The 12,446-nt window shown below is 61.5% G+C and carries 11 protein-coding genes; 5 read left to right on the top strand and 6 right to left on the bottom strand.

Annotated elements, in window-relative coordinates:
• The first annotated feature begins 148 nt into the window (after positions 1-148).
• Positions 149-409, top strand: coding sequence for a PAAR domain-containing protein (locus VME63_RS18465; RefSeq protein WP_414648248.1), 261 nt, complete (start codon positions 149-151; stop codon positions 407-409).
• Between the two features lie 1,307 nt (positions 410-1,716).
• Positions 1,717-2,175 (top strand): hypothetical protein, encoded by a 459-nt coding sequence (locus VME63_RS11480; protein WP_325433376.1) that lies wholly within the window; start codon positions 1,717-1,719, stop codon positions 2,173-2,175.
• Positions 2,176-2,201: 26 nt separating this feature from the next.
• Here the strand turns inward: VME63_RS11480 and VME63_RS11475 are convergent, their stop codons facing one another.
• Complete coding sequence (locus tag VME63_RS11475; protein ID WP_325433374.1) at positions 2,202-3,851, bottom strand: MASE1 domain-containing protein; 1,650 nt, start codon at positions 3,849-3,851, stop codon at positions 2,202-2,204.
• 355 nt (positions 3,852-4,206) lie between these two features.
• Between VME63_RS11475 and VME63_RS11470 the strand changes: the two genes are divergently transcribed.
• Positions 4,207-4,494, top strand: a complete 288-nt coding sequence (locus VME63_RS11470) for a 2-hydroxyacyl-CoA dehydratase (RefSeq protein WP_325433372.1) — start codon at positions 4,207-4,209, stop codon at positions 4,492-4,494.
• A gap of 16 nt (positions 4,495-4,510) precedes the next feature.
• Here the strand turns inward: VME63_RS11470 and VME63_RS11465 are convergent, their stop codons facing one another.
• The 3 genes from VME63_RS11465 to VME63_RS11455 form a co-directional block, all read right to left on the bottom strand.
• Complete coding sequence (locus tag VME63_RS11465; protein WP_345786035.1) at positions 4,511-4,675, bottom strand: DUF1427 family protein; 165 nt, start codon at positions 4,673-4,675, stop codon at positions 4,511-4,513.
• Positions 4,676-4,704: 29 nt separating this feature from the next.
• A complete protein-coding gene (locus VME63_RS11460) occupies positions 4,705-5,673 on the bottom strand; it encodes a zinc-binding alcohol dehydrogenase family protein (protein WP_325433370.1) in 969 nt (322 codons plus the stop codon).
• 208 nt (positions 5,674-5,881) lie between these two features.
• On the bottom strand, positions 5,882-6,892 hold the full coding sequence (locus tag VME63_RS11455; protein WP_325433368.1) for a hypothetical protein: 1,011 nt from the start codon (positions 6,890-6,892) through the stop codon (positions 5,882-5,884).
• Positions 6,893-7,266: 374 nt separating this feature from the next.
• On the opposite strand from VME63_RS11455, the gene VME63_RS11450 reads away from it, so the two are divergent.
• Positions 7,267-7,932 carry a response regulator gene (locus VME63_RS11450; protein WP_325433366.1) on the top strand — a complete coding sequence of 222 codons (666 nt, stop codon included), beginning with the start codon at positions 7,267-7,269 and terminating at the stop codon, positions 7,930-7,932.
• Positions 7,929-9,335, top strand: a complete 1,407-nt coding sequence (locus VME63_RS11445) for a sensor histidine kinase (RefSeq protein WP_325433364.1) — start codon at positions 7,929-7,931, stop codon at positions 9,333-9,335. Before VME63_RS11450 ends, VME63_RS11445 begins: the two co-directional genes overlap by 4 nt.
• A 64-nt stretch (positions 9,336-9,399) precedes the next feature.
• Here the strand turns inward: VME63_RS11445 and VME63_RS11440 are convergent, their stop codons facing one another.
• The gene (locus VME63_RS11440; RefSeq protein WP_325433362.1) at positions 9,400-10,431 is read right to left on the bottom strand and encodes a YncE family protein; all 1,032 of its coding nucleotides are present in this window, start codon (positions 10,429-10,431) and stop codon (positions 9,400-9,402) included.
• A gap of 465 nt (positions 10,432-10,896) precedes the next feature.
• Entirely contained in the window at positions 10,897-12,411 is a 1,515-nt protein-coding gene (locus VME63_RS11435; RefSeq protein ID WP_325433360.1) for an FAD-dependent oxidoreductase, read from the bottom strand.
• Positions 12,412-12,446 lie beyond the last annotated feature (35 nt).

Raw genomic sequence — 12,446 nt, 5'->3', positions numbered from 1 at the left:
GACCCGGCGCAGTGGCACCGCCCAAGCCCAAGGAACCCTTGTCCCCCCCGCCGATTTCTCGCGAACAGGCCGAGCGTGACCGCCAGGTGCTGGATGACTTCATCGCCAGTCGGCCGGGCCCTCTGCCAAACCTCGAGGACTGATCACCATGCCATCCCCTGTGGTTCTCGTTGGCCATCGGCATTCGTGTCCTTTCCATGGTGATGGTCGCGTCACCACCGGCACCAAGGGTGGCATGGTGCGCGACAAGCTCGTGGCCTGCGTGGGCGACCGCATTAGTTGCGGCGCCACCATCATCAGCGGCTCGCCCGGTGCCTCCCTTCATGGCAAGCCAGTCGCTCGCAAGGGCGACACCACTGATCACGGTGGCACGCTGGAGGAAGGTGACTCGAGCTGTCTAGTGCCGTAGTCAGACAGTTCATATGCCTTGTGCCGAGCCAATTTCCACTGATAGCTCGATGGACGATCCTCGCAAGGCATGCGTTGCATCGCAGTTGAGCCGCAGAGTCTATTTCACGTGAGCCGGCAGGCGTTGGGGTGATGCCGAAGGCAAGACCTGGCCCTCAAGGCGTCGTTACCGAATCGAACAAATACTTTTGGGCGTCGGCGACTGGATCACGATGGCCTTGGCAAACGCCAGCTCGAACCGAGCTTGGCCGCGGGTTCGGCACAGCTTCTGCAGCGTGGCGCAGGCATTGAGCGCACGTACCGAGTGATCTGTGAGTTGAAGCAGGTGCTCGACCACCGACAGCGCCCGAGGTCCCATACCGCTCGCCCACTGCCGATAACGCTCGGGCGTGTGGTCGGCTCACGCCAGTTGGTGTTCGGGCATATGGGAGCGGTCTGTCGTTTTGCCGCCCAACACCTCCGAGCGAGGGTGCGACGCCAGGCGTGTTCTGTCCTTCAGGAATTCGACCGTCGTGGGTGTGCCGCAGGCATAAACTTCCTGCTGAATCTTCGCGCCGGAGAAATCCACCCAGCCTCGCTCACCCGGTGCGTACTGCCGTCGCATGGACAAGGCCTGCGTTCCCGCCCGGCGTCATACAGGTAATTGAAATGGCTTAACTGGCAAGCAGTAGCGGGATGCGCTTCCTTATGCTCCATTCACAACAAAGTGCGCGTCACGCTCTTGCGTTGCAGTTCACGGTGCACGTAGACCCTGTCCTGCACACGCTTGGGTTCGTCGCTACCTGCAAGCAACTTATGAAATCGTCTGTGCAGGTCTGTGTCCGACAGTTTGAGCAGGTCAATGTGCAACTTATCTTATGGCGAGAAAGTTTCGCGACCTTTTTTTAGTTCGTTGCCCATGGCATTTCTTGTGGAGGCGCGCCCTTGATCTTGGTGCGTGCCTACGCGGCGACCACTTCTTGTGGTCGCGCCGCACATGCCCAAGCTCTTTGGCGCAGCGGTGTCGATGTGGGCGTTCAAGCTGGCTTGGTATTTGGGCCGGTTAATCAAGGCTTGTCCGCTAAATTCCGGCCGCACGAACCCACGCGCCGCATTCCCTCGATTGAAAGACGGTGAGCGCTCTGGGAGACGGAAATACCGTTAATCCATCGCGCTATTCCCGCGATGACGTCCGGGTATTTTTGCGTTTTGTAAACACTTCCCGATGCTACATTCACGCGTGCAATACATATTGCAGCCACGAGATTGGGGGGTTTTATGTTCTGTGAATCACTGAAGTTCATTTCACGCAAAGCTGCCTTGTCGAGCATGCTTGCGATGGTTTTTTCTGCTTCCGTATGGGCGGGCCAGCCGCCTTCCACGGGTCTTGGACAATCATGGCCGAACGCGGCGGATGTAAGTGTCAGTCCGCATTACCACGTCTACGTTTTTGCGCGTGATGGTATCCGTTACATCCAGGTCAACGATTTGAATGGCACGGTGCGCGGCGCTGTTGCGGTAGCCGATCATGTCGTCTTGGTATTGCCGATAGGCGCCGATGCTTCGTCGGTGGTGACGTACCAGCCCCAAGCCAATGCCCAGCGTCCCAATGCATCGGGCGAGACGGTTTATCGCGACGGCACCACGCAGATCAGCGCGAGCCCGCAAAGCACGGGCGCCGTGCAGCTTATTGTCAGCACGGCGAATGACCAGGGCACATGCACCGACCCATTCAATTGCACGGGAGGCAACGTGACCGGTATCCCGACCGGCAACAGCAATCCGTAATGAATGGATCGGCACGAATACGCCGATCAACGTATGCAGACTGCGGGGGGAGCCATGGGCGACTCCCGCGGTTTTCTGTTGGCATCCTGCATCAATGCAGTAATTTGCAGCTTGTCCGGCGATGTGCGGACATGAAGTTCTCCGTCGTAGAGGCGCACGTGGTCGCGCATGGCACTGATGCCCAGCCCGTTGGCGCCAAGTTTCGATGCCAGTTGCTGGCTTTCGTGTTTTTTGTAGACCGGGTCGTTGATGTCGCCGCGACTGGCCAGTCCTTCCACGCGCAGCACGGCCCAGCGTTGGCCATTGCTTAGCCCGCCGCGCAGGGTTATCGAGATCGCGGACCACGTCTGCTGTTCGCTGATGTAGACCACCGCTTCGCAGGCCAGGCGATAAATGGCCGCGTGCACGCCAAGCGAAAGTTGGCTCAGACCGCGCCCCTTCAAGTCAAAGCGATAGGCGATGCCTTCTTCATCCAGCGTGCGTGCGATGGTTTCGCGCAGGGCGGCCGGCAGTCCGCGCTCGCGCCATGCGTTGGGGTGCATGGATTCGGCCAGGCGATAGACCTGGCTTTGCGTGGCGGCGGCCTGTTGATAATAGGTTTGGCCTTCCATCATCGGCAGCATGTGCTTGAAGCGGTTGAGCAGGCGCGTGTGCGTCAACTGCAGCGTGCCGCCGACCTGTTCCAGCGCTTGCGCGGTCTGGCGCATGCGGATCTCGCACAGATACAAACCCTGCTGGGCGAGTTTCACCGCGGCTTTGGCATCCAGTCGTTCTTGTTCGTCGGCGGCATTCTGTGCGGTGATGCGTGCACCGAGCACGAACAGGCACGTGGCGGAGAAGGTGATGAACGCCTGTGCGCCGGCGATGTCCAGCGCGTCCGGGCGCGATTCCATGCGGATAAAGATGCAGGTCATCACCGCGGCGGTGCCGATGGCCGCAGCACGCCATCCATGTTTCATGGTGAGCCATGCAACCGGCAGGAACATCGCCATGCGAATGACTTGCTGTGCATCGGTCGATGCACCACGGCCCATCCAAGCCAGCACCGCCAGGGTGGGCAGCAGCAGTACGGCGGTTTCCAGTGCAAGCTGGCTCCTTGCCCAGTCGGCAAGGTGCGCCCGCCATGTGGCGGCCTTACGCAGCTTGAGCGCGAGCGCAACCGGTACCAGCGTCAAAATACCCGCGTATTTGCCCAGGAACAATTGCACGATTTGCAGCTTGTGGAACTGGTACGGATGGGGCACGTTGGAAGGCTGAACGACTGCCATCAACCCCGCGACGTTCACCGCCGTCCAAAGCACGGAGACGAGCACGATGCAAGCGAGCAACGCATTCACTTTCACCAGCCGCTTGGATGGAAACAGCGAAAGCTCGCGCCGGCACCACCACACGATAGGCATGGCCAGCAAAATCGGTGGCACCGAGTTGATCACGACCCATGCGATGCCCAATTGATCCAGGCAGGCGAGGTTGTCGCGCATCAGCGGAATCAGCTCGCCCAGCACCGCGGCGGGCCAGTAGCGATAGGGAAACAGCAACAGAAAGCTCAGGCGCAGGCCTGCCGAAACCGCCCAGATGGCGTCCGAATAGGGTCGGATCAATAGATAGGCCATCGCATAGCCGACAATGACGGCCAGCTGTCGCAGCCAGATGTTTTCGGCGAGTGATTTAAGCATCTCCCACACCCCCTGACTCGAGATGACTGTCTCGGAGTCGTCCTTGAGTGGTGAGTTCCGATGGCGCCCTTTGGCAAAGCTTAAAGCGTGCCACGTGTGGCGTGGCTGATCGTCCTCGCAGATCGATACCGCGGCAGGAACCTATGGAAAGCATGATACGCATAGGCGTCATTCAAAACGTGAAGATGGTGGCGCCGGCCAGGGGGTAGGGTTGTTGCACGCGTGGGCGTCCTATTTGGCGCAGTAGCCGGGTGTCGGGGGCTCAACTCGCCGGTCGGCGATATGTGAAGGCCGGCGCCTGAGGCCCCCGCTTTCATGTGAGATAATCGTCCCCCCTGCAATGCCCCAAGTTGCCATGACCCTCCCCAAAGACGCTTTCCGCCGCTTCCAGGAAGAACTGGCGGCGCTAGACCAGCAAATCGAAGACCGATCGGCCAAGAAAAAGACGGCCAAGCAGGCCGCCCTTTCCGCGATGGAGAAAGCGCGCCAGGAATTCCTGGCTCTCCAGGCGCGTTACAAGCTTACGGTCGCGGACGTGGTTTCGTTCTTTCCCGAAGAAGAAGGCATCGCTTATCTTCAGGGTTTGATCGCGCAGGCCCAAGCCAAGCCGCGCCGTGGACGCAAGCCCAAAGCGGCCCAGTAACTAACTTGCCTTGGCGTCAGCGCAGCATCGCGCGGATCAGGGCCACAAGCTGCTCACCGGCCAGCATGCCAAACAAGCCCACCAGCGCGACCGTGGGCGGGGCAGGCGATTTCACGCGTAGCAGGCCATAGATGACGCCCACCAAAGTCCCTACGGCCAGGGATATGAGATAAGCCTTCACGGTGATTCCTTGCTGGGAAGGGGGTGGCGTCACGGCACGATCACGACGCGCCCATCGGTGCCTTGCACGACCGACGCGTAAGCCTCTCGCCCTTGCGCCAGCGAATAGCGATGCGCAATCACCGGCGCCTCGAAATAGCCGCGGTCGAAACCTTGGGTGATGGCCCGCATCAGCGGTGCGGATTCGGCGACCCCGAGCTTGGCGCTGTCGGCGCCCAAAAGCTGGGTTTCGTTGTGATAGAAATCGATGAGGTCCAATTCAACGCGGCGGCGGCCGACAGCGCTGATTTCCACCACCCGCCCGCGGCGCTTGGCCAAGCCCAGCGCCATGTCGAAGGCAATGCCGCCCACGCAGTCGTAAACCACATCGACGCCGCCGGCTAGGCCTTGGATATCGCGCACGCGTGCCACGGTGTGCTCGTCGAAAGCGACGAAGTGATCGATCCGGCGGCCGGCCGGCGAATGCGGATCGACCGGTTTTGAATTGATGCCCACCACCTGGCAGCCCAGCGATTTGGCGATCTGCGTCACCGCGCCGCCGACGCCGCCACCCACGCCGATCACGGCGATGGTTTCGCCTTCGCGCAGCTGCGCGTAGCTCATCACGCCCACCCATGCCACCACGAAATTAACGCCGATCGCCGACGCTTGTTCGTGGCTGATGGCGGCCGGTTTGCGCGCCAGCGCGGCGATGGGCACCTTGATGTATTGGGCATGCGTGCCGTCGCTGGAGAAGCCGATATCGCCGCCGGTTCCCCATACTTGCGCACCCAGCCAGTCGGCGGGGCCGCGTTCCACCACGCCGCTGAAATCGCGTCCGGGAATGCGCGGCAGTACAGTATGCGAAAAGGCGCCGGCCACGTTTTTCACGTCGCTGGGGTTGACTGACGCGGCGTGGATTTTTACCAGTGCCGAGCCTTGGTCGATCTCCGGCGTCGGCACCTCGAGGTATTGCAGAACGTCCGGGGTGCCGTAATGGGTGAACTGCAGCGCTTTCATGCCATGCCGTCCGGGAGGTGGTGTCGTTCCCTGGGGATTGTACAAACAGCATGGGGTCCAGGCATGGTGGCCATGCGGCAGGCGGCATGGGGCGAGTGTTTCGGTCTGCGCCGGGGCGCAGCCTGCGTCCGGCCAAACCCGGGCGCCTGTTGGCACAGGCGCCCGATCCCGTGGTGAACCTCGCGCCGCCCCGATTCGGGCAGGGCGCTCAGTAATCGAGCGTGACGCTGCTGGTGGTGGTGGAAATACCGTAGCCGCATTGCGGGCTCGACGAGCCGATGATGTTCCATGGCGTCCATGCCTGGCTGATCGTATTGCCGCTCATATCCTTGACCTGGATGCCGTTGTAAACCACCGATTTGCTCGCCGGAAGCAGGCTGCAACTGGAGATGTTATAGGCCTCCAGGGTGCCGCCGAATACCCACGTCAGTGCCGCGTAAGGGTTGGTTTTCAGCGTGGTGGTGTGGCCGTTGGTTTCGTCGGTGGAGGTGATCGTTGCGCAATTGCTGCCGCCGTCGCAGGTGGCGCTGACGATGCCGTAGATCTGGTCGCCAGCGGCGGTGTTCACCGGGCCGCTGTAATAGGTCGTGCCGCTGACGCAGCAGTTCCAGCTGGACAAGGTCCACAAGCTTACGCCCGAGCCGCTGAAGGCGTTATAGCCCAGCACGGGTTGCAGGATGGATTGCGCATCCGATTCGGATTGCTCAAGCCCAGGGAAGAAATAGTCGACCTGGTTGGTGGTTTTGCTGGGTGAGGAAGGCACCACCCAATTGGCGGCAATGCTGCCCACGCCGGTGGAGGTGGTGTAATAGGCGGTAAGCAGCCAGCCGCTGTAGCCCGATGCCGGTTGCCGCTGGCTGGTGGGTGCCGACGTATGGCCACTGGGGTCGATCCGCATACCGCTTTGCGTGTAATGCGGTTTGGTGCAGGCCGCAGGTTTGCGTAGCGAGCCGTCCTGGGCTTCGATGCTGCCGTCGGTAAGGACTCTTTCGCCCTGCCGTACGGCCTGCACGCAGGACGCGGCAAAGTAGCCGTTGGGCGTAATCACATAATCCAGCGGCACGTTTAGCGGCCGGGCGCCTGGCGAGAGCGAACTGACCGTGGTGAGGGCGGCCTGCGGGCTGGCTGTGTCCGCCGCCTGTGCCACGCCGGCGAGCGACAACGCGGCAAGCATCCAGGTACCCAGCCACGACGCACGTACAAGAGCAAACGGTTTCATAGATCGCGCACTCCTATCAAAGTGATGGCAAAGCGGTCCTTCGCATCGAAGGGCGTTACCCCTCAAAGCGCAGCGCAAACGTAACCTGATGAAAGGCGACTCCCCGGCCAGGTCTCCATGGCTCGTGCTTTGGCGTTCAAAGCCGGCGTAATGTCGCCACGGGGGCGTGCAGCGCGCGTGAACCGCGGGCGCACATCGCACTCATTTTTTCCGATGTGTGCGCCGGGGCACGAATCGGGGCAAATTGCGGGAAAAAAAGCCTTTCGAGCGTTTACGTGGCGTGATGGCGACGGTAAGGCCGGTCTAAGCTAACCTTCACATAATGCGAAACGGAAGCCGTAGATGTCACAGGCGGCCGGCGATAGGGCAAGTGTATGCACATCATCCTGGTCGAAGACGACCTGCCATTGGGGACGGCGATCCAGCACGCGCTGGAAAAGCTCTCCTACGCCGTGACGTGGCTGCGTGACGGGCGCGAGGCTTTGGCCGCGTTGCGCGACCAGACCGCCGACCTGGTGCTGCTGGACCTTGGCCTGCCCAACAAGGATGGCCTGGAAGTGCTTGCCGAGGCCCGCCGCGCCCACGTCAATACGCCCGTGATTGTGATGACCGCGCGCGATGCCCTGGAAGCGCGCGTGCGTGGCCTGGATGCGGGCGCCGACGACTATCTGGTCAAGCCGTTCCATGTGGAGGAGCTGAGCGCGCGCATCCGTTCGCTGACGCGTCGCGCCCAGGGTCTTGCGGCCAACCGTATCGACGTGGGTGTGCTGAGCCTGGACATCGGCACGTCCGAGGCGGAATTTCGCGGCAAGCGGATTGAACTCACGCGCCGGGAATTTTCGCTGCTGCGCATTTTGATGGAGCGTGCCGGCCGCATCGTGCGCCGCGAGCATCTGGAAAACTCGCTCTACGGCCTGGACAATTCGGTCGGCAGCAGCGCACTGGAAGTGCAGATCCACGCCTTGCGCCGCAAGTTGAGCTTCGATGCGATCCGCACCATCCGCGGTGTCGGTTACATGATTCCAAGGGATCCCACGTGAGACCGTTGAGCCTGAGCGGACGCCTGCGCTGGATGATCGTGGTGGTGCTGGTAGCGGTGCTTTTGCCGTTGGGGCTGTACAGCTATTGGCGCACGCTGAAGGAAACGCACGAATTGCTGGACGGCCGCCTGGCGCAGTCGGCGCGAACGCTGGACGTGCTGATTCAACGCGCCGGCATCGATCCCTTGCGCAAGCCCGGACAGGGGCTCTTGGTCGTGCCGATCATCGGGCGCCAGGCCGAAGAGCAGCTGATGCACGGCCGCACGTACGAGACCGAAGTGGGTTATCAGGTGTTCGACCTGCAGCAGCGCCTGCGCCTGACGACCGCCAATTTTGCACGCTTGCCGCTGCCGCTTACGCCCACGTCCGGTTTCGAGAATTATGATTTTGAAGGTTACGGCTGGCGCGTTTTCACGCTGATCGACGATGCCGGCGGCGTGATGATCCGCATGGGCGAGCGCGACGACAGCCGCCGCGATATCACCCATGCGATGTGGCTCGACCTGGGGTTGCCGACACTGCTCGGCTTGCCGATCCTGGCCTTGCTGGTGGGGTGGGCGGTGAAACGCGGCTTGCTTCCGCTGCAACGGTTGACCGAAGCTTTGGCGTCGCGCGCGCCGGGAAGCCGTCAGCCGATCCAGTTGGAACGCGCACCGCAGGAATTGCAGCCCGTCGTCGGCGCACTCAACGCGCAGCTGGAACGGCTGGAGGATGCGCTGGAGCGCGAGCGCCGTTTCAGCGCGGACGTTGCACACGAACTGCGCACGCCGCTGTCCTCCACGATGATCCATCTGGACAACGCCGTGGCCACGCAGATTCTTCCCGATACCAGGGTGGCGCTATCCAGCGCGCAGGCGGGTCTTGCGCGGCTGGCGCGGCGTATCGAACAACTGCTGGCGCTGGCCCGCCTGGAAGCCGGCGTGGCGGCGGGGCAGCGACAGGCGGTAGACCTGGTGACGATCGCCATGAACGTCATCGATGACTTGGCACCGTTGCTGGGCGAGGGCGGCGTCGAGTTCGCCTTCATCGAGCACGACGACCACCTGAGGCTGCTCGGTTACGAGGCCGCGCTCGCAGCACTGCTGCGCAACCTGATCGAGAATGCCATGCACCATGTGCCATCGGGCGGCCAGGTGCAGTTGTCGATGCACCGCACCGGAACGACCATCGTGATCGACGTTGTCGACAATGGCCCCGGTATTCCCGCCGAGCGGCGTGCGAGCGTATTCGCGCGCTTCCATCGCGAGGCCAGCAGCAGCGGCGATGGCTACGGGTTGGGACTGTCGATCGTGCAACGCGCGGCGGAACTGCATGGCGCATCGATCGCCTTGCTCGACTCGCCCTTGGGCAAGGGGCTGCTCGTTCGCGTGTCGATCCCGGTCATGGAAAAAGCGTCAACATAGTGCACCTGCGACCATGCGCATGTCCTCTCCCCATGCGGGCGAGAGGACGTGCGCAACCTTGGCCTCAAGGTTCGCCGACGGTGAGAATGGCAAAGCTGCCGGGCACATATTTCGGATGGCCATTGGCCTCCTTCCCCGCAGCGACCTGCGCAGAAGATAGATAGATACGATGCTTCTGCGGATCCAGCGCCTGCGTACGCGCGCTGATCTGGGTCGGCACGTTGGCTACGACGGTGTAGTGATCCGGATCGTCCTCGTGCACCACGGTAAGCGTGCCGCTTTCGCCGTTGGAGCTGTACACCGTGCCGGTGCCTTCGTCGAACGTCACCGCATCGGGGCCGTCGCCGATGGGCACGGTTGCAACGCGGTGGCCATCATGCGCATCCAGCACCGTCATCACACGATTGTCGCAAACCGAGAACAAGCGTTGATGGGCCCGGTCCATCGCCAGCCCGCTCGGCGATTCGCACGGCGCCAGCGGCCACACGTGCAGCACCTTGTAAGTGGCGCTATCGATATCCGCAAGCTCCGATTTGTCTTCAATGTTGACGAAAACGTGGCCGTTGTCGCCGCTCGCAGCGAATTCGGGCTTGCCGGGAAGCACGATGGTGGCGATGACGGCCTTCTTGGCCGGATCGATAACGCTGGCCGTGCCGCTCTTGCCGTTGAACGTGAAGACATGATGCGACGCGTTATCGTAGAGAATGGCATCGGGCTTTTGACCGGTGCCGGTTATGGTGGCAAGGGTCTTTAGCGTATCCAGGTCGAACATCGTCACCGAATGGCTTTTGCCATTGCTGGTAAATCCGCGGTGCAAATCATCGGCAATGGCAACGCCATGCACGCCGTTGGTGTTGGGAATCGTGCCGATCACCTTGCCCCCATCGACATCGACCACCAGCACCCGGTCGCCGCGGCTGACAAACAAATGCCGGCGCCGCGCATCGAAACTGAGGTAATCCCAGCCACCCGCACCGCCCAGCTTCCATTGCTGGATGACTTTGATGGGGGTTACGGCCGCATTTGCCGCCACGCTGGGCATGGCAGCGGCATAGGCCAGGGAAGCGAGGAGGGCGATGGTCAGGGAGCGACGCATGGAAGAATCTCGTGGAATGGGTGCGCCAAGCTTGCCCATGCTTACTTATCGCTCGCTTAGATCGCGGTTCGTGAGGCGGCCCGCCGCGCGGCGCGTTCGCCGGATCCACGTCGTCAGTAGACAAGCTTTTCTTGCGATGGGTAGAACTCCCCATGGGGAGTTACGCGTCTGAGCGTTATTAGTCGTATAACTATTTGATGATATGCGTCTTTTAGGTGAAAGGTGGCCTTGCCGGCGCAGGGGGCAAAGATGGGTCATCGCATTCCTGGCCAAGATCGGTCCGGGGTATTTCGCGCTTCAAGCCCCACTGGGATGGGCGTGCAGCGGGGGCGCTCTGCGTTGTGTGCCAGCGTATAAGTCCAACCTATGTTTTAGCGCTGGGCACCGTTGAAGTTTTCCGGATTGGCATTGGAGGCAACGTAGTTAATTGCCTACGCCAGCGCCGTCCGGTCCTTGTCGAGGCACTCAGGCATGCACCGAGTTCTCCGCGCCCAAGCCCACATCTTGAAGGTAGTCCTCCAGTGCCTCTATGTGGTCAGACGAGACGATCGCACCGACGTAGCCGTCCGGCCGCACCAGTACCCATTGTCGTGGCGTCACGCCGTAGCCATGTTCGAAGTGTCCGTGATTATCGATGACGTCGCCGCCCTCACCGAACACGTGGATATGCAGTCCCGGCCGAGGGGAAACTAAGTCGTGCTTCACATGGTAGCCAAGTAACGTCCAGTGGGTGCCTTTGAATAGATCAAAGAGACGTGTCGGTTGGCCGCTTGCGCCGCGAATGGGCGCATCGGGTGCCCGATCGCCGGCGAATGGGCCACGTGTACGCTGCGGAAGCTCCAACGCAAGCGATGATTCGAGATAGCCCAGATCGAGTTGGCGTGCTTCTCGGCCTCTGCGAGTATCGCCTCGCTTAGCCGCATCGAGGAACTTTGTAGCAAGACCCAACACGCTCGCCGCAATGGGACGGCGTTCTTCTTCGTAGCTGTCAAGCAGCGCTTTCGGAGCGCCGCGCGTCACCATGGCGAGCTTCCAGCCGAGGTTATAGGCGTCCTGTAGACTGGTGTTGAGCCCTTGTCCGCCGGTGGGCGGATGGGTATGCGCCGCATCGCCAACGAGGAAAGCGTTTTGCACTCGATAGCGATCGGCCAATCGCGCATTCATGTGAAACGCCGATGCCCAGGAGACCGATCGCACCTGTAAATCGTCTCGACCCGCACGATCGCCAAGCATCGTCGTGAGACCGCCTGCGGAAAGGTCTATCTCTCCCTCCAGGGGTATCGGCGCTTGGATCTGGAACAGGTCAGTGCCGGCAAGTGGACATATCGACACTTGCCGCTCCATCGAACCGTGGTTGAAGCGATGCCACGCGTCGCGTTCCAGGCCTGTCATGGTGACATCGGCCACGAGGCCACGAACCCCCAAAGTTTTACCCGGGAAATCAATGCCAAGGGCCTTGCGCACAAAGCTGTGCCCGCCATCGGCCCCGACGAGATAGTGCGCATGGATAACCTCTTCATTTGCGTTGCGGACGACGCGGGCCATGACACCATTTCCAACTTGGCTAAACTCGACCAGCTCACTACCGAACTCCGGATATCGGCCCAATTCGAGCAGCCGCGTGCGCAAGATGCGCTCCGTCAGAAATTGAGGAAGCAACCAGGGCATGGGATAGGGCTCAGCCGGCGTCGGTTCGGCAGGGTCTATGATTTGCGACTCTTTGTAGCTTCCGTCTTCGCCGTAGTCGCGTTGGGGCGGATAGACGCCGCCGGCGGCAATGATGCGGTCCAGGACGCCCAAATCCTCAAGCACCTCAAGCGTGCGGGGCTGAATGCCCTTGCCACGCGATCCGTGAAACGGGGCGTCCATTTTCTCGATCAGCCGAAAGGACACGTTGCGCCGCGCCAGCTCGATGGCCAGCGTCAGGCCAGCCGCCCCGGCCCCGCAGATCAGTACATCAACCACAGAAGGGTTCGACATTTTGATTTACTCCAATATGTGTACAATGCACATAA

Source organism: Dyella sp. (genome assembly GCF_035503745.1).
Taxonomy (GTDB): domain Bacteria; phylum Pseudomonadota; class Gammaproteobacteria; order Xanthomonadales; family Rhodanobacteraceae; genus Dyella_B.
Note: the sequence above shows the minus strand (reverse complement) of the source record. Positions and strands in the feature narration are given on the sequence as shown.